Origin of the sequence: Geobacter sp. DSM 9736 (assembly GCF_900187405.1) — a bacterium.
Taxonomy (GTDB): Bacteria; Desulfobacterota; Desulfuromonadia; order Geobacterales; family Geobacteraceae; genus DSM-9736.
Map to the genome: position 1 here is coordinate 1,483,211 of NZ_LT896716.1, position 21,418 is coordinate 1,504,628.

At 60.0% G+C, this 21,418-nt stretch carries 8 protein-coding genes; 1 reads left to right on the top strand and 7 read right to left on the bottom strand.

Annotation, left to right across the window (positions count from 1 at the left end):
• The first annotated feature begins 3 nt into the window (after positions 1 to 3).
• On the top strand, positions 4 to 6,597 hold the full coding sequence (locus CFB04_RS06950; protein ID WP_172825452.1) for a PAS domain S-box protein: 6,594 nt from the start codon (positions 4 to 6) through the stop codon (positions 6,595 to 6,597).
• Positions 6,598 to 6,656: 59 nt separating this feature from the next.
• Here the strand turns inward: CFB04_RS06950 and CFB04_RS06955 are convergent, their stop codons facing one another.
• The 7 genes from CFB04_RS06955 to CFB04_RS06985 all read right to left on the bottom strand — a co-directional run bounded on the left by CFB04_RS06955 (position 6,657) and on the right by CFB04_RS06985 (position 21,411).
• Positions 6,657 to 7,817: a lipocalin-like domain-containing protein gene (locus CFB04_RS06955; protein WP_088534599.1), complete on the bottom strand. Its 1,161-nt coding sequence runs from the start codon at positions 7,815 to 7,817 to the stop codon at positions 6,657 to 6,659.
• Entirely contained in the window at positions 7,818 to 10,418 is a 2,601-nt protein-coding gene (locus CFB04_RS06960; protein ID WP_088534600.1) for an FtsX-like permease family protein, read from the bottom strand.
• A complete protein-coding gene (locus tag CFB04_RS06965) occupies positions 10,415 to 11,113 on the bottom strand; it encodes an ABC transporter ATP-binding protein (RefSeq protein WP_088536733.1) in 699 nt (232 codons plus the stop codon). Before CFB04_RS06965 ends, CFB04_RS06960 begins: the two co-directional genes overlap by 4 nt.
• A 170-nt stretch (positions 11,114 to 11,283) precedes the next feature.
• A complete protein-coding gene (locus tag CFB04_RS06970) occupies positions 11,284 to 11,643 on the bottom strand; it encodes a hypothetical protein (protein WP_088534601.1) in 360 nt (119 codons plus the stop codon).
• A 134-nt stretch (positions 11,644 to 11,777) separates the two neighbouring features.
• On the bottom strand, positions 11,778 to 12,146 hold the full coding sequence (locus CFB04_RS06975) for a DUF2267 domain-containing protein (protein ID WP_088534602.1): 369 nt from the start codon (positions 12,144 to 12,146) through the stop codon (positions 11,778 to 11,780).
• 529 nt (positions 12,147 to 12,675) lie between these two features.
• A complete protein-coding gene (locus CFB04_RS06980) occupies positions 12,676 to 15,504 on the bottom strand; it encodes a CxxxxCH/CxxCH domain-containing protein (RefSeq protein ID WP_088534603.1) in 2,829 nt (942 codons plus the stop codon).
• A 129-nt stretch (positions 15,505 to 15,633) separates the two neighbouring features.
• On the bottom strand, positions 15,634 to 21,411 hold the full coding sequence (locus CFB04_RS06985; protein ID WP_231934414.1) for a CxxxxCH/CxxCH domain-containing protein: 5,778 nt from the start codon (positions 21,409 to 21,411) through the stop codon (positions 15,634 to 15,636).
• Positions 21,412 to 21,418: the final 7 nt, after the last annotated feature.

Consider the following 21,418-nt stretch of genomic DNA (forward strand, 5'->3'; position numbering starts at 1 on the left):
GCAATGCCGCGAGGAATAGAACCGAAACAGGACCAGAACGGTCCCGTCAGGAGCCAGCAACTGGAGGCGATTTTCCGCATGGTAAAGGACCGGACCGGCCACGACTTCGCCTCGTACAAGGCCAACACCGTCTTGCGCAGGATCGAGAGGCGGATGGCGGTAAACGACATCCTGGATGCGGAGAGGTACATTTCTCTTCTGCAGCAGGACGAGCAGGAAGCGCACGCTCTCTGCCAGGAGATACTCATCGGCGTCACCAGTTTCTTCAGGGACCCGGAGGCTTTCGAGGTCTTGCGAAAAAGCGTCATACCGCGGATTTTCCAGCAGCACACCACCGAAGGCCCGGTGCGCATATGGCATGCATGCTGCTCCACCGGAGAAGAGGTCTATTCCACGGCCATCCTGATCCGGGAGTACCTGACTGAGAATAAACTCTCGATTCCCGTCCAGTTCTTCGCCACAGACATCGATGAAGCAGCAGTCTCACAAGCACGGGCCGGTTTCTACTCCGGCGACGTAGCGGGCGAGGTCGGCGAAGAAAGGCTCAGGACCTGGTTCAGCAAAAAGGAAGGGGGCTGGCTGGTTTCGAAGCAGCTCCGGGAGATGGTCGTCTTCGCGCACCACAGCCTCATCAAGGACCCTCCGTTCTCTCGGCTCGATCTCCTCGTCTGCCGCAATTTCCTCATCTATCTCAACCCGGAGATGCAGAAACGGCTGATCTCCCTGTTTCACCAGGTCCTCAGACCCTCGGGATTCCTCTTCCTGGGAAGCTCGGAAAGCACCGGACGTTCGTGCGACCTGTTCGCGCCGTTGGACAAGAAGTGGAAGATTTTTAAGCGGCTGGAGGGTAGCCGTACCTATGAACCGGCTTTCCCGTTTACTGCTACGATCCGCAGGGTTCAGTACGGTCGGCAACAGCTGCCCTCCAAGGATGGGTCGCCCGGACCTGCTGCCGCCGCGGAAAAGCTGCTTCTTGAGCGATACTGCCCCCCCTGTCTGCTGGTGAACGAAAGATACGAGGTAGTCCAGGTCTCCACACGCCCCACAGATCTTCTTGAGGTGCCGGTCGGCGAGCCAACACGGGATATCCTCAAGATGGCGAGGGAGGAACTGCGCCCAGCCCTGCGAGCCGCAATATACAAAGCATTTTCGGAGCGTAAGGTGGTGACGTTCCGGGGAGTGGCTCTCGGGGGGGAACAGGAAAGCCGGACGGTAAACGTCATTGTCGAGCCGGTCGGAGGCGAATCATCTTCGGCGGACCTCGCCATGGTGATCCTGGAACAGGCCGCACCTCCTCCCTTCCCGCTGTTGCAGAGTGCGGAAGAGGATGGTACCGGGGACGAAGCTTCAAAGGACATGCTGGTCCGGCAACTGGCGGAGCAGTTACGGGTCACCCACGAGCAGCTCCAGGCGACGACGGAGCAGCTGGAGACATCCCACGAGGGGTTCCTTTCGGCCAACGAAGAACTGATGTCCATCAACGAGGAATACCAGTCCGCCAATGAGGAACTGCAGTCCACCAACGAAGAGCTGGAAACGTCCAAGGAAGAACTCCAGGCTCTCAACGAGGAACTGGTAACCGTAAACGCCGAGCTGCAAGCCACGGTGGAAGAACTGAACCGCGCCAACGCAGACATGGGAAATCTTCTCTGCAGTTCGGAGATAGCAACTCTCTTTCTCGACCGGCAGTTCATTATCAAACGCTTTACCCCCGCCATGGGGAAGCTCTTCAATCTGATCGAGGCCGACATCGGGCGCTCCTTCAGCCACTTCGCACGGAGCATCGACTGGCCTGTGCTCACACGTGACGCAGCATCGGTGCTGGAGACACTGACGCCCGTAGAGCGGGAGGTTTCGGGGGTCGAGGCGGGCCGCGTGCACCTGATGCGGGTTCTCCCCTACCGTGAACCCTCCGGGGAGGTGGACGGGGTGGTCATTACCCTCGTCGACCTGACCGAGCACAAACGGATGGAAGAGCGGACGCTTCACCTGGCTTCCTTCCCGCAAATGAACCCCAACCCGGTGCTGGAAACGGACCTGTCGGGGAAGGTCATCTTTCATAATCCTGCCGCAGAGAGGGCGCTGCAGGAGATGGGTCTGACGGCTGATGACATGGCGCTGTTTCTCCCCCAGGACATCAACGACATAATAAGAAACTGCGAACCCGACACCGAGTGCATCTTTTACCGCGATGTCGACATCAGGGACCGCGTCTACGGCGAGACGCTGCTCGTTGCTCCGCAATTCAATGTTGTTCGCATTTACGGCTACGACATTACCGAGCGGAGACGCACAAAGGAAATGATACGCCGCCAGAACTCCCTGCTGCAGGGAATAAACCGGATATTCCATCAGGCGCTGAGCGCGGACTCCAAAGAGGAGCTGGGAGAGGCCGCCCTTGCGGTTGCAGGGGAGATCACCGGGAGCAGCTTCGGTTTCATCGGCGAAATCGGCGAAGATGGTCTTCTTCAAGATGTAGCAATAACAAATCCCGGCGGGGATGCCTGTACCACGCATGCTTGTGCAGGTGAAAGCCCCACCCCCGCGAATTTCCACCTTCACGGGCTGTACAGGCAGGTGCTGCTGACGGGAAAACCGCTGCTGGCCAACAACCCGCAAAGCCTCCAGGCCTGCATCGGCCTGCCCCAGGGACACCCCAAGCTAACATCATTGCTAAGCGTTCCGCTGATGGAAGAAGGTCGGGCAGTCGGTTTGATAGCAATGGGAAACCGGCCCGGTGGATACCGGCAGGAAGACATTGAAGCAGTGGAAGCCATCGCGCCGGTGATCACGGAAGTCTTCCGGCGCAAAGAGGCGGAACAGGAGATTGCCAGGCTCAACCAGGATCTGCAAAGACGCCTTGCGGAACAGCAGGCTATATTCGACATGGTCCCCATGGGGCTCGCGATAGCGGAGGATGTCTCCTGCGCCCACATCCGCGCCAACAGGACCCTGGAGACATTTCTGGGCGTACCACAGGGGGGCGAGGTATCCAAGAGTGCCGATCAGCCACCAGAGTACCGGGTGGTATGCGGAGAGCGCGAGCTGGCGGCGGGCGAACTCCCGATCCAACGGGCAGCCCGGGGGGAAACGGTACAGGGAGATAGCTTCGACATCGTACGGGGGGACGGCCGGAGGATCGCCCTCTACAGCAACGCCGTTCCACTGCGGGACGAAAAAGGAAACCTTCGCGGAGCGGTCGGCGCATTTCTGGACATTACGGAGCTCAGGCGAGCGGAGGAGGCAGTGCGGAAAAGCCAGGCGCTTCTCTCGGAGGCAGAGCGCCTTTCCCACACGGGAGCATGGGAATGGGACCTGGAAACGGACGCCTGGAGCTTCTCCGAGCAATGGCTCGCCATCCACGGGGTTCAGCGGGAAAGCCTCTCGCCTGCTGAATTGCTGGATATTTCCCATCCCGAGGACCGGGATTCCGTGGCATCAGCCTTCCAGGATGCTCGGAGCGGAAAGAAAGCTTATGAGCTGGAGCACCGGATCATACGGCAGGATACGGGAGAGGAGCGATACGTGCGTGCCCGCGGGCAGTTCGTAACTGACTCGGCGGGAAAGATCATCAGGATGTACGGTTTCGCACAGGACATCACCCAGCTCAAGCGCCGGGAGGAGGAGCTGAGACAGGCTCTATCTGAAGCCGAAGAAGGGCGCCGCATCCTGCAAGCGATCATGGAGTACCTGCCGATGGGGCTCACCATTGCGGACGCCCCCGATGCAAAGATCCGCATGGTCAGCAGATATGGCCAGGAACTCACGGGCAGGCCACGGGAAGTTATCGAGGGAATTTCCGAAGATGAGCATTCGGAGAGATGGGGCATCTACTACCCGGACCGGGACGAGCTGGTGCCCCCCCAGGATCTGCCGCTCAGCCGTGCCGTGGCCACCGGCGAAGTCTCCCATGACGAGGAGTACCTCCTGAAACGTCCGGACGGAACCAGTGTCACAATCTCCACGCACGCCGGCCCCATCGAGGACAGAGACGGAAATGTCGTCGGAGGACTGATCGCATGGCACGACGTCACCGCACGGAAACAGACGGAACTGGAGGTGCGGAGAAGCGGGGAACTGCACCGTGAGCTGGCTGAAGCGCTGGAGGAAGAACGTGCGAAACTGAGCGCCGCCATCGACAATCTTCCCGTGGGGGTCTGCATCATAGACACCAGCGGAGCAATGACTTCCATGAATAAAACGGGCCTGCACCTGCACGGGTTCGACTCTCCGGAAGAGATGCTTCGCCAGTTGAGCGATTATGCCGGCAGCTTCGGTCTGTATCACCTGGACGGCCGGAAGATGGCGGTGGAAGAATGGCCGGCCTTCAAGGCGCAGCGGGGTGAGTTCGTACAGGACTACGAGGTGCGCCTGCGAAATACCCGCGCCGGTCTCGAAAGAATCATCTCCTACAGCGTCGCGCCGGTGTGCAACACCCAGGGCGATATCGTCCTGACCGTATACGTCATGCAGGACCTCACGGAACAGAAACAGGTGGAAGAGGAATTGCGGGCCAACGAGGAACGGCTGAAACGTGCGCAAGAGATTACTCATCTCGGCAGCTGGGAACTTGACCTTGTGGAAAACGTGCTTACCTGGTCCGATGAAGTCTACCGGATTTTCGGTCTTCAGCCCCAGGAATTCGACGCGACGTATGAGGCATTTCTGGAAGCGGTCCATCCCGAAGACCGTTCCAGGGTCGCAGAGGCCTATTCAGCCTCCCTGCGGGACGGACGCGACTCGTACCAGATCGAGCACCGGATAGTGAGGCGCGGAACTGGGGAAGTCCGTTTCGTTCTGGAAAAGTGCGAACATCTTCGTGACCCCTCCGGAAAGATAGTCAGGTCGGTGGGTATGGCTCACGACATCACGGAACGGAAAGAGGCGGAGGATGCCCTGCTCGCCATCTCGGCACGTCTGAACCTGCTGGCGGAAACAGCCGGGGAGCTCCTGCGGACCGAATCGCCCCAGCAGATGGTGGAGTCCCTCTGCCGCAACGTAATGTCCTTCCTTGATTGCGACGTCTTCTTCAATTTCCTTGTGGATGAGGAGCAGGGGCGCCTGCATCTCAACGCCTGTGCCGGAATCCCCGAGGAGGACGCGAAGAAGATCGAATGGCTCGATTACGGCGTTGCCGTCTGCGGCTGTGCGGCACGCGATGCATGCCGCATCGTAGCTGAGGACATTCCGAACACATCCGACCAGCGGACGGATCTGGTAAGGTCATACGGGGTAAAGGCCTACGCCTGCCACCCCCTGTTGGCGGAGGGGCGCGCCCTGGGCACCCTATCCTTCGGCACCCGCTCCAGAACGAAGTTCAGCTATGAAGATCTTGCCCTGATGAAAGCGGTTGCCGACCAGGTGGCGGTCGCAATGGTGAAGATACGGAACCAGCAGGCGCTGGAAAAAGCGCGGGCATCCGCCGAAGCCGCAAACCAGGCGAAAAGCCAGTTCCTGGCCAACATGAGCCACGAGCTCCGCACTCCCATGAACGGTGTTCTCGGAATGCTTCAGCTGACCCTGGCGGGGACGCTGGAAGACAAACAGCGGGAATTCCTGGAGATGGCGGAGCACTCCGCGTCGTCACTGCTCAGGATAATCAACGATATACTGGATTTTTCCAAGATCGAAGCAGGGAAGGTCTCCATCGAGGAGAAACCGTTCCCGCTCCACGAGTGCATCACGGAAGCACTGGATATCTTCTGCTACGAAGCTCGCCACAAGGGACTCGGCTGCAGCCTTGCCATTTCGGATGAAGTACCGGCGGGCGTAGTTGGAGACTATGTACGGCTCCGTCAGGTTCTCATCAATCTCATCGGCAATGCCGTCAAGTACACCGTGCAGGGAGAAGTATCGGTTTTCGTCACACCCACCGGAACGACTCCGGACGGTAAAACGGAGATCACGTTCAGCGTCCGGGACACCGGCATAGGCATTCCGCAAGACAAGATGCACCTTCTCTTCCGCTCCTTCAGCCAGGTTGACGATTCCAACACCCGCAGTTACGGAGGAACCGGCCTAGGGCTTGCCATCTCACGGCTCATTGTCGAGATGATGGGTGGAGAAATTTCGGTGGAGAGCGAAGAGGAGAAAGGGAGCACCTTCTCCTTTACGCTCCCGTTCCGTAAATCGGAGATAACGACTGCCTCCACCCCAGTAAAAACCCTCATTCCGGGAGCATTTGACGCCAATGACGGGAACCCCCGAAAACCGCGCATCCTTGCGGCTGAAGATGATCCGCTGGCGGGGGAGTTCCTGAAAAACGCGCTTGAGCTTTTCGGTCTCGATATGGATCTCGCGCTTACCGGCCTGGAGGCAGTCGAGATGTGGGAAAGAGGGGGATACGACCTCATAATCATGGACGTGCAGATGCCGCGGATGGATGGCCTTACAGCAACCAAAATCATAAGGGAGAAGGAACAGGCGACAGGTAACCACATACCCATCCTGGCGATGACGGCGCACGCATTTCGAGAAGACGAGGAACGTTGCCTGGCGGCGGGAATGGACGCATACCTGACGAAACCCCTCAACCTGAACCAGGGGATGGATCTGATCACTAAACTGCTGGATAAGGATGGATCATCGGGCTCGTGAACCTGCTGCTTGACTATCCGAGACCGAAAATGGCTGACCGGTCCCGATTCCCGGGACCGTCAGCCCCCTTCGGGACGAACCGGCCCCCCATACCCCGTCAACTCGACATAACCGTATCCTCCCGGTGAAGCACCCCTCCCCTTCACTGCCACAGCTCCCTCCCAGTACCTGAAGGTCATCCGCAGCTCCTGATCGGGAAGCAGAGGCAGTATCTCCAAATCGAGCCCTTCCCCCGGAATCCGCAGACGCCAGCGGGCAGGATATCGCACATCTGTGGCGGAGCTTCGCCAGGACCCGAGTATGTCGAGGTTCACCTCATCCGCCGAGAGTGACCGCGCGGAACCGTCGGCAAGGGTAAGGGTGCCGCTGCTGACGGGATCGATGCTGCCGTCCCTTTTCCGCAGGCGGTAGAGCATCACGCTTCTCCCGTCCTCCAGGTGAAGGGCGAACCAGTCCCAGCCGACCTGGTTCTTCTCAAGCGCACTGGTGCTCCATTCCCTGTCGAACCAGGATAAGCCGCTCACGCGGTACGCCCTGCCTCCGGCCCTGATGGTCCCGGCAGTCTCCATCCTGGGAATAGAGTAGTAATACGAGGCGTTACCCTCCAGTGAGCTTTTGCGGCTCAGCCCCCCCTCTCCATTCAGAACCGGAGGGACGACGCTTCGCACGCGAAGATCGATGGAAGTTCCGTCCATGCCGGCGGATAGTCGCATCCCCCAGGGCTTTTCCCCGGTGACCCGCGCCTCCCAGTCTTCCACCCATACCCTCAGGGGAACCCCACCGGCGCCGGCCAGTCCAAGCGCCTCACGACTGAAGCGCTCGGCGGCATGGAAACGCTTTCCGGAGACGTCGGTGAGGGCAAAATGCGCCATGTACACCTCGGAAGCACCCCACCTGGACTGGCGGGGACGCGGATTGGGAGAAAGGGAGGTACGGAAAAAGGTAAGCTGATAGCCGAAGCGGCGGCCATCATCGGCAGAGAGGTTCCCGGTGAAATACCACCATTCGTTGCGAAAACCGGGATGGGGCCCGTGGTCTGCAGGAAAGTCGAATTTCCTGGGGGCAAGTGCGCGTGCATAACCTTCAGCCGGCACGCCGGAGAGTATCTCAGCCACGGTAAGGGGAGTTTTTTCAGGAGGAGCCCGCCGACAGGAAGGAAGCAAGAGGAGCAGGACAGCCGGCAGGACAATACAGGAGAGGCACCTGAGAACAGGGTTCATCTACTCCTCCTTCAGCGCCAGGGCCGGTGAGGTTCCTGCCAGTGTCCGGGCAGGATAGATCCCCGCCAGAAGCGCCGCCGCCATCGACAGGATGAGTGCCTCCGCTACGAGATGATATCCGAAGGAGAACTGCATGGTCCAGCCGAAGGATCGGCGGTTGATGACGTAGACCAGCGCCAGAGCCTGCAGCATGCCGAGAGGGATGGAAAGAAGGCCGGCGATGATGCCGATGAGCCCGGTCTCCCCGAAGATCATCCCCCATGCCTGCCGCGGCGTCATGCCCACCGCACGCAGAACAGCCAGCTCCCTGGACCGCTCAAGCTGGATTGCCATCAGCGCCGAAAGAATCCCCACGAAAGCTACGGTGACGGTGAGAAGGCGAAGGACTCCGGTAATGGCGAATGTCCTGTCGAAGATGTTCAGCGTGGCCTTCCGCAGCTCACGGTTTTCCACCACCATCACCCGCCTCGATCCGGGGGATTCCCTCAACCGCTTCGCCAGCTCTCCCGCAGCCACACCTTCGAGTAGTGTCGAAAGCCGGTTTGGCTGCCTCAACCGCTTCGCCAGCTCTCCCGCAGCCACACCCTCCTCGGCATAAAACCCCATACCGTCGACGCTCGGGTCTTTCCAGAAACGAATGTAGGCGGCGCGGCTGATAAGGACGACCCCTGCATCGGACCCGTAATCGTAGAATACTCCCGCCACAGGGAACCGCCGCACCCCTTCAGCCGTCCGCAACGAGATACTTTCACCCACCCTGAGCCGGTGCCGGTAGGCGTACGGCTCCGACACCATAACGACCTCGCCGCGGCTGAACGCCCCCCAGGTATTCCAGCCCCCCCCTTCCCGGAAATGGTAGGAGGCATACGTCTCCTTCGGCACCTCCATGGCAAGGACCTCCGTCGGCCCTTGGGAGCCCTCTATGCTGATTCTCCTGGTCAGACTGACGGCAGAAGCGCCGGAAACTCTGCCGAGCAGCTCCACTGACTCTGGATCGAGCGGCGGCTTGTTCCTTCCCGTCCCGGTTCCTGCGGTGGTCACATATACGTCCGCCCGAAGCCAGCTGTCGAGCCATCCGACGACAGTGCTCCGGAAACTGTCTACCATCGCACCGATACCGAGTGTGGCCGACACAGCAACAACCAGGGCCGCGGTGGCGACCCCTGTTCGGGAAATGGACGCCACTACGCCACGAGCCGCCATTTTCCCGACAACCCCCATCATCGACGAGATGAACGGTCTGAACAGCCGTGAGAGGGTAACCGTCGCTGCCGGGACGAGAAGAGCATACCCGACTATAATGAAAAAGAGGCCTGTGAAGCCGCCGATTACGCCACTGCGCTCCACCAGCAGAAAGCAGCTTCCAGCACCCATGAACAGCAATCCGGCGAGACCGGAAAAAGGGACGAGACGCATCATGCGAGTCTCAAGGGTAATTCTGGAAACAACCGTCCGGGGAGGGGTGGTCGTAGCCTCCAGGGCCGGGGGGAATGCCGCGAGCATAGTGGCTCCTACCCCTAGGAAGGATGCTTTTAAGAACGTTCCCGGCAACGGAGTCACCGATACGACCTCCAGAGAAAAATACAAATCATTGATCGTGCGGGTCACGAGGCGTGTCAACTCCGTGCCGAGCAGTGTCCCCAAGAGTATCCCCGACATGGTGCCCAGAATCCCGATAACAAGCGCCTCGCCGCAGAGCATGGTGAAGATCTCTCGACGTGTCACTCCCACCGCGCGCAGCAGCCCTATGAAACGCCGACGGCGGACCACGGAGAAGGTCATCGTGTTGTAGATGAGAAACATCCCCACCACCAGTGCGAGAAGGCTCAGTGCGGTGAGGTTGAGACGGAAGGCCCTGGTCATCTGCTGGAGGTTTCCAAGTCTTGAAGCTGCAGGAATGATCTCCGCGCCGGGAGGGAGCAGGCTGCGAATCTGCTCCATTTTCTGCTCCCCTTCCCTCCCCTCCGGCATTATCAGATCGATCCGGGAAAGGCGCCCGACCATGCCGAGAAGCTCCTGGGCAGTGGCAATGTCCGTAACGACCACCGATTGAAGCCCCTGCTTGGCGACCTCGTTCTCAGGCTCCAGAAAACCGGTTACAAGCAGCCTGTGTCGCTCCCCTCCCGACTCCACGGTGAAGGAGTCCCCTTGCCGCACCTTCAGGCGGACCGCCGTCTCGTAGAGCAGCAGCCCTGTGGCAGGCCTGGTAAGGAAGGAAGCTATGTCGGCCGCACGGGGAAAGCGCAACCCGAAGGATCGAAACGGGGTCTCGGCAAAGGGATCGATACCGACGATACGCAAGGTCCCTGCCCCGGGCACCTGCAACTGCCCCTCGACCACAGGTGCGCTTCGCCGAATCCCACGGCGCAGCCGCAAATCGACATACAGCTGGTCGGGCAGACCCTGCGGAGTTCCCGAGATGAAGTGGGTTGCCTTGCCGCCGATGGTCTGGGCAGCGAAACGGAAGGCACGTTGAGCGCTTTCGTTTGCAAGGTCCACCGCCGTTACGACACCGACTCCGAGCGCAACCCCCACTAAAGCAAGCAACGCCTGCCATGGATGCCGCGTTAATTGGCGAAGACCCGCCATGGCGAGGATCATGGCGCCTTCTCTCCGAGCCAGGGCTCGATTCCTCCGCCGCCGACGAGTAGCGTCCTGTCGGAAAAACGGGTGAGTTCGGTACTGTGTGTGACGAGAATTACGGTAACCCCTGCCGGTCTAGCCAGCGCGCCGAAAAGGTCGATCACCTGCCCTCCCGTCTCCTTGTCCAGGTTTCCCGTCGGCTCGTCGGCCAGGATCAGTTGGGGAGAGTTGGCGAGAGCCCGGACAACCGCTACACGCTGCTGTTCACCTCCGGAAAGCAGCTCGGGGTAGGCACTCCTGCGGTCGGCAAGCCCCACCCGTTCAAGGAGTTCCTCCCCCCGGCGGCGATGAACGGGATCTGCACGTCCTGCGAGTTCCAGGGGGAGAAGAACGTTTTCGATGACGGTAAGGGTTGGGACGAGGTTGTAGAACTGGAAGACGAATCCAATCCTTTCCCGGCGGAAGAGTGTTCGTTCTCTTTCGGAGAGCCGGTTGAGGCGAACTCCCGCCACCTCCACCTCCCCCTTGTCCGGAAGATCGATCCCGCTTATGAGGTTGAGGAGCGTAGACTTGCCCGAACCGCTTCGCCCCAGAAGGATAAGCCACTCCCCCGGCGCCACGGCCAGAGACACGTCACGCAGTACTATCCTGTCGCGCTCCCCTTCGCGAAAACCTTTCCATATCTTGGACAGGTGTACATGAGGCCCGGACATTGGCGGCATTGGATCACTCCGGATTTTTATAAAAGCTTAGCAGGAAAAATGTCGACAGGGAGGTATGAATGCGACGATGAGCTGAAAGAGCCGGAGAATAGGTTTATTCAAGAAGGGACATATTGCTGGGAGCGCGCCCTCCAGGGACTCCTGAAGGGCACGCAGGTGAATCAGCGTGACCCGCCGGAACTGCCGTTCATGCTGCCCGAACTGCCGCCTGTGCTGCCGTTCATGCTGCCGGAACTTCCACCAGTGCTGCCGCCCATGCCGCTCGACCCCCCGCTGGTGCTTCCGCTAAAGCTTCCGCCCGTCTCCCCACCGGAGGTTCCACCCATGCTGCCCGAGCTTCCACCTGTCGCTCCACCCGAACTTCCGCCGCTGCCGCTGCTGGTGCCTGTATCCGAGCCGCTGCTGCCGCCTGTGCCCGAACCACCGCCACCGCCTCCTTTAGTACATCCTGCATTAAATGCAAGCCCGGAGAGGGCGAGCATTGCTGCTGCCGTAAGAAGTGATTTTCTGAAGCTTGCCATCTCTTCCTCCTCTTGTTTGTTGTTTTGTGTGCACTCCCGGAGAAGCGCCCGGCTGCTCCCGTCGCAACCGACAGGACCGGATTTCACCCACCTGCCGCAGGGAATTCAGATTCCACGGCAGCGGGAACAAGAGCTCATGCAAAAAATTGCTTCATATCCGCCGGGAGTTGGGAAAGTATGTCGTCCCATTCCCCGTCGCTCACAGCCTTGTGCAACACTCCGATCACACCTTTTACGTGGGATTTGGCTACATTCGGTTCCGTCCCTTCCCGACGCGCCACCCGCTCTACGAACTCGTCGAGGCCGAATTCGTAGCGTCGATCGCTCTGCTTCAGGTATTGTCCCAGTTCGCGGGGAAGCTGTGATGCCACATCCTTTTTCTCCCCTTCGTCGAGACGCTCCCCAAGTGTCTGCAGCGTAGCCTGGGTAGCGATGAGAGCAGCGTCCTTTGACCCGAAGCCGATCTTCATCTGCACCTCTTTGATAAACTGGTCATATTTCATGGCTTTCACCCTTTTTGTTCAACTGATTTATAAACTATTCTAATAGAGATTCTAACAGCAGGGGTGGGGCTGTCAACCGACAGGGCCTGACGCAGCGCGGCCGGAAGCCGAAACGAAGAGCAACCGGAATGGGGCGGAAGTTATTAAAGCGTCGGCACCGACTCAAACCCGGTACTAATGAAAGGAGGTGAGATTAAAGATTAATGCGAGTTGTTTCCGGTCTGAAAAAAAGAAAGACACCGTACCTGCGGCACGGTGTCCCATTGCATCCACATCTCATGCCGGCTCAGCAGGGGTGAACGACTGCAGCGCCGACAACTTTCGGAGTAACGTACTTCTTCTTCATGTTAGCCTCCTTCCCCTGCGGGTTCTAGCAACGCTAGTGTACTTATTTTTGCAAAAAACTCCATTAAAAAATGAATATTAACTAAGAAAATAGATCAGTAGCCGCGATCTACTCTGCAGCTACCGGTCCCCACAAGTGCGAGGGAACCGGATGGCAGTAGAGTCTCTTTCGACTCACGCCTGCTTACAGAGAGCTGTGACAGCTTTCGCAATCGACGGCAGTATCGTTCCAGTTGACCTGTTTGCCCATATGGCAGGCGATATTTGAGCAGCTGCCTGCATTCCACATGGGATTCGACAGAGCCAGCTTCGAGGTATCGAATGACGTGGCGCCGGCTTTGTAGTTCCCCCCGTTCCGCGTCCAGTATCCGCCGGCTGCGGTATAACTTGCGAAGGAAGCGGGCCTGAGCTGCGCCTTGGACACCACCGTGGTCCCGGGGAAAGCGATATCGACCCTGCCGTTTACATGGGTTCCACGGTTGGCGATCTGGGCAAAATCGGATCCGGCACTGTGACAGCTGTTGCAGGCCGTATTCCTGTCGTTGCGCGAATAGGTAACCGTAGCATTGTGGCAGGTGTTGCAGTTAATGGTAGTGGCTTGCGCAGCGACACCGTGGCTTACGTTGCCGCCGCTTCCGGCTGAGAGTTTGCCGATCCCGCCGCTGAAGATGTCACCTGCATGAATACCGACCACGTGGGCGGAATGCGCAGCAGACCCGGCAATCGTGCCGTTCGGGGAGTTGCCGTGGCAATTCGAGCAGCGGTCGCCGGTGAAGCTCCCCTCGTACCATTCAGGTGTGACCGCATATACCGGGGTACCTGCATAGCCGTTACTGTGGCAATAGACATTGAGACAGACTACCCTGCTACCAGGTACGGAAGTAGGATCGGTCCCCCCGGCTACTCCGGCAACACCAAAGGTTGTGATGGTGGACCTGTTCTTGCTGCGCAGCAGGCTCACGGACTGGCCGGGAACTGTCGGCCGGAAATCGAGCAGCACCTGACCTCTGGCATGGTTGGCATTTACGAGCGGGTGGCAGTTTGAGCAGCCGAACTGGTACTTTCCGGTTGCGTCGCTGCCGTACGAATGGTTCCCCGTATAGGTGTAGAATCGGGGCATCGCTCCTGAGAGGTGCTTGTTGTGCGCCCCCTTGAGGCTGGAGGCGGGGTGGCAAAGATCGCAATTACCCGGCTGTCCCCACTGGGCGGAGCGGCCGGCATGGCAGGAGATATTGTTGCAGGTTTTTCCGGCTGCCCACTCGGCGGTGCCTCCGGTCTTGGCGGGGTTGAAACTGACGTCGATGGTTCCGTCGATGTGCCGAGTGGAGCCGCTGGCGATGCCGATTCCGGTCGTGGTGGTCAGCGTGTGGCAGGCATCGCAGGAGGATGCCCCTGCACTCCCCACATGTTTCCGGTGGCTGTTGGCCGTGGGTGTCCCGGCATTTCCGGTAACATAGTTAGGCTCACCGGCAACGCTGTCGAAATCAGCCCCCTGGGCAACGGTCTTCGCACCGTGGCACCCCTTGCAATCATTTATGGCTGCACCTGAAATCCAGCTCCCCGGATTGGCGGCAGTACCTTTACCGTCGCTGTGGCAGTACACATTGGAGCAATCCTTCCCGTTCCGGCCCGCCTTCGCGCCGGAGTAATCAGCGAAGCGGTTTATATGTTTTGTGCGGACAGTAACAACAGTGTCGCTGGCGGCTCCGACAGTTTTGGCGTGGCAGTCGCCACACTTGAAGTTGCTGCCCAGATAGGAGCCGTTGTTAACGTGCTGATCGTGCTTACCGGAAAGCGTACCTGTCAGTGCCCCGCCGTGACAGCCGGTACAGTCGGCCGGCATGGGGCCACTACCCCAGACTACCGACCGATAGGTCGGAGGGGCCTGGCCGTCACTGTGGCAGTAAACGTTGAGGCAGGCGCCTGGCGCAGTACCGGCAGCCTTCTTGTATGTAGTCCCCGAGGCGGCCGCACCGTTGTATGTACCCCCCACGGCTGTGGTGGAATTCTTGAACCTTATGGTCACGAACCTGTCCACATGGTCCGGGCGGCTCTTGATGGACGTATTGTTGGAGACGGTGGCAGCATGGCATGTGGCACAGGCTATGTCGTTGCTGATTGTCGAACTGAGATGCCGGGCGTGGCCGTATCCGCCTGCCGGTGAGTTCATCGGATTTCCGGATGCCGCATCACTCTTGTGGCAACCGGTGCAGTTAAGGGAGCCGTTCCCCCATGTTGCCGTCTGAACCGGTGCATTGTATGGTGCAGCACCTTTGTCGCCGGGGCTGTGGCAGTAGAGATTGGTACAGGACCCGAATACACGGGAAGCGCTCTGGCTGGGCAGGAAGTTGAGTCCGCTCCCCGAGTAGTTCCCTTCCGACGTAACCTTTATTCCACGGCTGCCGGCCGAAGTTGCATGGGAGAACTGGAGTGCGGAATGGTCGGGATGGCACTTGGCGCAACCTCCGAGAGCGGGATAGTAGAGGTTGTGCTTGCCGTGGCCGAGAGAAGAACCGGGTATCGTATGGCAGCCGGAACAGTCGGCGGTTGTATCGTACGGAGTGCGCCCCCATACCGGGGTCACGCGCTCAAAGTGGCAGTTGACATTGCTGCAGGTCCCCAGAGTGGGAACTGATGTCTGGTTCTTGAAGGAAACGGCACCGGAGCCGATTTTGTATTGGCCGGTAGCCGGGGAATTATTTATCGAGGCGCGGAAGCCGATGCCGCCATCCATATGGCTCGTGGTAAAGCCGTTTACGACATGGCATCGGGCGCAGTCTGAGACGGTAGCAGAACCCGCCGGCTCATGGGTTTGATGGTTTCCGGAAAAACCGCCGGTCATCGGGTTGCGGTCCGGTGAGTCGATCGGCGACATCCCATGGCAGGAACTGCAGGTCATGTTGTACTGGGGCCCCGCTTCGGCCAGGCTGCAGAAAACGAACGTCAGCGCCACCGGTAAAAACCAGAGGGTAACAAGAGGCTTCAGACGTCCCACCCTGTATGCCTTTTCCATTGTCAACTCCCTTTAAACGGGGACTCCATGAGTCCCACATCCAGAATTTCATATCACTTCAAGCTCTTTCGAGCGTCCAGGGGTCCCCTGCCCTCCCGGGCAGGGCTTGCTCATCCCCAATTATCTGCGTCAGAAGGTGCCGCCCACCGTGTAGCTTCTGGAACCCTGATTACAGTTGATCGGAGAGCCGCTCGCCATGTTGCAGTTGGGCGAATAGGTCGAGCTGCCGATCATTCTCGGCTGGTGGTTGGTCAGTACCTGCGTGTTCCGGATGAAGGCGTAAGGTCTGGCATTGACGACCGCCGGAGTACCCTGAGCCGTGCCTGCCCAGCGTGTAGCCTTAGTCAGACCGCCCGACGGCAGCACATCCATACCATGAACGTCCATCGCGCGTACCGGCCGCTGAATTGCTGTCGAGTAGCCGCTGGAGTGGCACATGTTGCATCCGTAGCTCATGTAGCTGGTCATGCCGTTGTTGGTGCTGCCGAGTGCCGAACCGGTACCGTGCGAGGAGGTACCGGTCTGGTAACCGGCATGACATACCTTGCAGAGCGTCACGTCGTTGGTTGAGGAGGGTGTGCTGCCCGGGGTTGGTATTGTCGCATTCCCACGCACCGTAACGGCGTTGCCGTGTGCGGAGACCGTTCGTAGCGTGAGCGGAGTGGATCCGGTTACGTTGTGGCAATCGAAACAGTTGATGACTACACCCTGGCTGCGGGTGCCGGTGGTCCCCCTGGTGCCGGTCGGTTTATAGGGGTCGGTGAGCCTTGCAGCCGTCGGGTAGTCGCGGTTGAGTGGGCCGAGGACCGGGTGCCGTGAGGAGTTGGTCGTGGCGAGCTGCGACTTGACGTTCACGAGACCGTTGGCTGCAGCGGCGCCGTTGGTCACCGTGTAGTTTGCTCCCAGGCTTACGCCGCCGAACGGCATCGTCTGAGTACCCCCGGCAGTGCGTGCCGTGGTGTTTCTTGCGCCGTCGCTGTCGTGGCATGCCAGGCAGAATTTCTGGGTGATCACGTTGTCGATGGTGTCGAGGTTGTGTCCATTGGAAGTCCTTGTCCCGGCCCTGTAGGAGGTGGAGAAGCGCTGGAACAGGAATATCTCGCTATTACTGACTTTGGTAATGGGGGTTTCACCAGAACCATCAGGGTCACGAAGATCTATGTTCCCGTCTTTATGATAGGTAGCCGATGTTCTGCCCGTTGCATATTCACCTTCCAGGTGGCAGACGATGCAGTCGGCGTCGGTGACGGCGCCGCGGACGTTCTTCTTGTGACCCCATGCGAGGCCGAATTCCGCTACCGCATTAGCAAGAACTTTACCCGGACGACCCATTGTACGGGTAATGGTCTTGGCATGACAGGTCACGCACTTCGGTCCTTCGATGCTGCCGTTGACATGGAGACGTGCGTTGGCCAGAGTGCCGTTGGTATTGAAGTGACCGTGACACTCGTTGCACGACGTGGTCGGCTGTGACACGTACGGCGCGTGAGTTGCCGCGGATGGCCCGGAGGTCGGCGGATTGCCGTGGCAGGTACCGCAGGTATCGGCGCTCTTGGCGGCTGTCCAGGTGACAGACTCGCTGGGCGCACCTCCCCTGCCGTCATTGTGGCAGGCGTTGGTGCCGCATGTCCCGCCCATTGTGTAGGTGTAGCCCTTGGCATCGGTGGTGGTGCTGCCGCCCGGAGTATACGCGACGGACGGAAGCACGTCGGCTACTCCGTCACCCTCATCATGCTGTGTGGTGGGGTGGCAGTTCTTGCAGGCGAAGCCGTAAGCGGTGGCGCTCGTCTTGTTGCTGCCGGTCACGTTGTTGAAGACGGTGGCCAGGTTGTAATGTATGGCATGGCCGGCGGTGGTCCCTGCGGAGAGGTCGCCGTTGTTGTTGCCGCCGTGGCAGCTGTTACACGGCCCGTTGCTCCCCCGGTAGGCGTTCCCGTTGTAAGCCGTATCGGCACTGTGGACGTGGCAGGTTGTACAGACGGTGGTGTTGTTATGCCCGTCGGAAGCGGTTGCCGTGTAGTGGATCATCTTGTTCGGGTCCGTCGCCTTGTAGGTATGGCAGACGTTGCAGACACCGTTGAATGGAGCGGTCGACCGCGCCCAGTCTCCTGCGGTGGCCTTGGCGACAAACCGGACCGTAGTCACGGTGAAGAAGGTAGGCACGCCGGTCAGGGCATTCGATTCACGTGCAGGCTTCTTGTGGATCATGGCAATGGGGCGCCCGTCAGTAGCACTTGCCCGGTCACCGTGGGAATCGTGGCAGTCCCAGCAGAGCTGGCCGCCGTTCAGAGTGGAAGAGTGCTTGCTGCCGAAGTGGTACTTGTTAACCTTGCGTGTAGCCGTCTTCGTGGTGTAGCCGGTTCCGGGAGTTACGCCGGTAGCTCCGACGCTGGCGTGGCAGACGAGACAGACGCCGTTTCTCCCCCAGGAGGCGTGATTGAAGTTGCGCAGGCGCAGCGGGTTATCGACGTCGCCGTGTGGAACAGAATCGTACTCGTGACAGTAGAGGCACGGATCGCCGCTGCCCCCTGCGGTTGCGGCCGCCGACGAGAAGCCGGCGAAGGGGGCCCCCGTTACATCATAGGTGCCCGTGGTCTTTCCGTGGCCGGAGTAGCGCCATTCGGTCCTCGAAATAACTGCCATGGTGCTGTTCTTGAAGCCGTAATTCACTACGTCGGCAGTGGCAAAATGGCAGTCGCCGCACTTGTTCTTGCCACCCCAGGTGAACCGCGTGGTCGTGTTGCCGCCATGGCAGCTTACGTTGGTGCAGGTGGTTTTCACAACAGGCGGGTTGGTGGTGGCCGTAGCCGTGAAGGTATTGTTTCGGCCGATGAACACTTTGGTGCCGTTGGCCGCAACGTTGTAGTTCTTGTTGACGTGGTTCCTCACGTTGGTGATGGTATTCCCGGTGGTTGTCGTCAGGTTGTGGCACCAGTCGCAGGTGAAGCCCCAGAACTGGGCGTGTTTCGGATGGCTGTTGGCCTTCCCCTTGTACCCGTTCTCATAGTTGGGACCGATCGGATAGCTGGAGTGGCAGCTGCCGCAGCCGACGGTCTGGGAGAGGTCCCATTTGATCCAGGGGGTTGAGTAGTCGGTAAAGGAGTAAGCGTTGCTGTGGCAGTAGCCGTTCTTGCAGCTGTTGTTGCCAGCGTTCCAGCGGAACGCAGCCGAGCCGACGGCAGTGCTTGCGGAGATGTTTCGGAAGCCGTTGGGGTGCTTGGCACGCTGACCGGAAAGTAGCGCCGTATTGCTGGAAGCGGTCGAAGCATGACAGGCGGCGCAGGTGACGAACGTGTTGTTGGTCGTCGTGTTGTTGGAGCCGATGGTTCCGCCGTTGCCGTAGGTGTTGGAGTGCTTGTTATGCGGCGCTGACCAGGTTGTGGTTGCCGGATTGTTGCTCGCCTGGTCGTGGCAGTTCCCGCAGCTCGCCGTGGAGGTAGACCAGGAGAGGGTTACTTTCGGTGGACCGCCGCGCCCGTCGGAGTGGCAGTAGGTGTCGCAGGTGGTCCCGGAGGAATACAGATAGCCGCGCCCGTCGCGAAGAATCGGTGCAGTTCCGCGGGTGATCGTCTCCGGACGCCCGGCACCCTGAGGCGTAGTGAACGGAAGCCTGAGCGCAAGCTGGGCAGCAGTGCCGTTTGCCGCGGCAGGCCCGTTGATGTGGCTCTCCGTAGGGTTGCCGGGGTGGCAGACACCGCACATGAAGACGTTGTTGGTGGCTGAGAGATTGGTATTTGCCCAGCCGGCCTCCGTGGTGTTGGAGGGGCGTGTCGTCGTGTTGTAATGCCTGCGGTGTGCGGCGGAGAGGGTCGCAGTCGAGGTCGTGGTATTGTTCGCTTCGTGGCAGCTGCCGCAGGTGTTCAGGGTCGTTGTGGTCCAGGTCGTAGATGTGTTGGCGTGGCAGTAGGTGCTGGCACAGCGACGGGTGCCGACTGTCCACGACCCGGAGAAATTCCCCATCTTTATGAACGAGACGTCGAGGGTGCGGTTGATGTGCTTCACGTCGGTGCCGTTGTAGACCGACACGCCGTCTGCGCCTACGGTGTTGGAGTGGCACCAGTTGCAGGGGGTCGGACGGTGGGGGAGCGGGCCGCTGCCGATGTGGTTCGTATGACGGTTGCTGGATACCGGCGCAGCGTTGCTCGCGAGACCGCCGTGGCAGTAATCGCACTCGATGGTCCCCTGCTGTCCGTCGGCGATGTTATTCCAGGTAGTCGGCGGAGCCTTGTACGTGCCCTGTCCGTTACTGTGGCAGTAGATCTGCGTGCAACCGCTGGTGCCGTAAGCGGCGCCGCCGGTTGATTTCGGTCCCCATGCCACCTCGGCGGTTCTGTTGATATGGGTTGTGGGGCCGATGATCGCACGGTCGGTGGAATCAACGGTTGTATTGTGGCACTCCTGGCAGCGGAAGTTGAAATTGCCGAACCTATCGCTGGTGTTGTTCACGTGCGCTTTGTGCCCGTTGCTCCCTATCGGGTTGACGGTGCCGGAAGCGTTGCCGTGGCAGCCGACGCAGTTGGCGGGGAGTGAATCACCCCATGTCGGGCTAGCGACATATGCAGCCCCCCCCTTCCCGTCGGAGTGGCAGTAGAGTCCCGAACACTGCCCGAACTGGGAACTGGGTGCAAGCTGCCCGGTGGCACCTGAAACTTCGGCGGCAGGGGCACCTGCAGGCTGGTATTTCGCCGTGGCACCGATTCGCGGATTTGCAGTATCGAATGCCCATCTGACGCTTCCCTGGACATGGGTTACGTCGATGGCCGGGTGACAGCTGTCGCAGGTGAAGCTGTAGCCGGTGGCCGAACCGGCATGCTTTACGTGTCCGCCGGTGGTGACCGGATTGGCAGGAGTCGTACCGTGGCAGCTGCCGCAGGTGGCCTGACCTGTTCCGTCCCAACGCGGGGACTGGTTGGTGCCGCCGGTGAGTGGCTGCCTTACGACGGAACCGCCATCGGTGGCTCCCCCGCCATGGCAGTAGACGTTGGAGCAGCGGTTGGCTTCCGCGTAGGTGCTGGCCGCCGCAGCTATGGTGGAGTTGGGTGTTCCCGATGCGAAGCGGTACCCGCGGGTAGCGGACGTGTAGGGAGTGTATGTGCCGCTCGTCACCTTGCCGCCGAAACCGAAGAAGCCGATATCGATAGTGTTGCTCAGGTTCGGCATCTTGATGGTACCGTTATTGATGTAATGACAGGTATCGCACACCATATCGCGGGTCTGCGTATGAACCACGTGAGCTCCGACCTGTCCCGGCTCCATGGCGTTGGATGCGCGGGGGGTACCGATAAGGCCGGTATCGCCGCCTAAAACTGCTTCCGAAGGGGGGTTGCCGTGGCAGCCGCCGCAGGCAGCCTTGAAGCCGGTGTTGTGCTTATGGCAGGAGGTACAGACGGCCTTCGGGTTTGGGTGATCGAGTCCGGCGGTGTTGTTAGCGGTGTCGGCGTTATGGAAACGGTTCTGGCTGTGGCAGACCTCGCAGATGCGGCTGGAGGTCGCATGGCCACCGGCGTCTTCCCCCATGCTCGTGACGTTGCGGAATTCGACGGTTACATTGGGGGAACCACCGGGCCAGTTCTCGCCGTTCATGGTGGTGATGGTCCGACGGACGTTCTTTATGTTCGGCTTCCTGTTCGGTTCGTGGCAGGTGGCGCAGGTGAACTGGCCATACTTGCCGCCGGCCACACCCCATCCACCCTGGCTCTGCCACTTGGTGGAGGCGGTGTCGGCGCTGTTGTGGAGGAGGTCCACAGCGCCGCAGGTAGCCGGGGAGAGCAGGCCGATGCTTCCGGCCACCATCAGTGCCAGCGCCCCGCTCAGCATCGCATGCAACCGATTGTATGATCTGCTCCGTCTCGTCATCGTATCATCACCCTTCATAATGGTTCTCGTTGTTCGGTAGCTGCCGTTCATCGCACCC

What these genes read in the sequence shown, in the direction of transcription:
- CFB04_RS06950 (WP_172825452.1), top strand. Translation starts at nt 4, where the DNA reads ATGCCGCGAGGAATAGAACCGAAACAGGACCAGAACGGTCCCGTCAGG.
- CFB04_RS06980 (WP_088534603.1), bottom strand. Translation starts at nt 15,504, where the DNA reads ATGGAAAAGGCATACAGGGTGGGACGTCTGAAGCCTCTTGTTACCCTC.
- CFB04_RS06970 (WP_088534601.1), bottom strand. Translation starts at nt 11,643, where the DNA reads ATGGCAAGCTTCAGAAAATCACTTCTTACGGCAGCAGCAATGCTCGCC.
- CFB04_RS06965 (WP_088536733.1), bottom strand. Translation starts at nt 11,113, where the DNA reads ATGTCCGGGCCTCATGTACACCTGTCCAAGATATGGAAAGGTTTTCGC.
- CFB04_RS06955 (WP_088534599.1), bottom strand. Translation starts at nt 7,817, where the DNA reads ATGAACCCTGTTCTCAGGTGCCTCTCCTGTATTGTCCTGCCGGCTGTC.
- CFB04_RS06975 (WP_088534602.1), bottom strand. Translation starts at nt 12,146, where the DNA reads ATGAAATATGACCAGTTTATCAAAGAGGTGCAGATGAAGATCGGCTTC.
- CFB04_RS06985 (WP_231934414.1), bottom strand. Translation starts at nt 21,411, where the DNA reads ATGAACGGCAGCTACCGAACAACGAGAACCATTATGAAGGGTGATGAT.
- CFB04_RS06960 (WP_088534600.1), bottom strand. Translation starts at nt 10,418, where the DNA reads ATGATCCTCGCCATGGCGGGTCTTCGCCAATTAACGCGGCATCCATGG.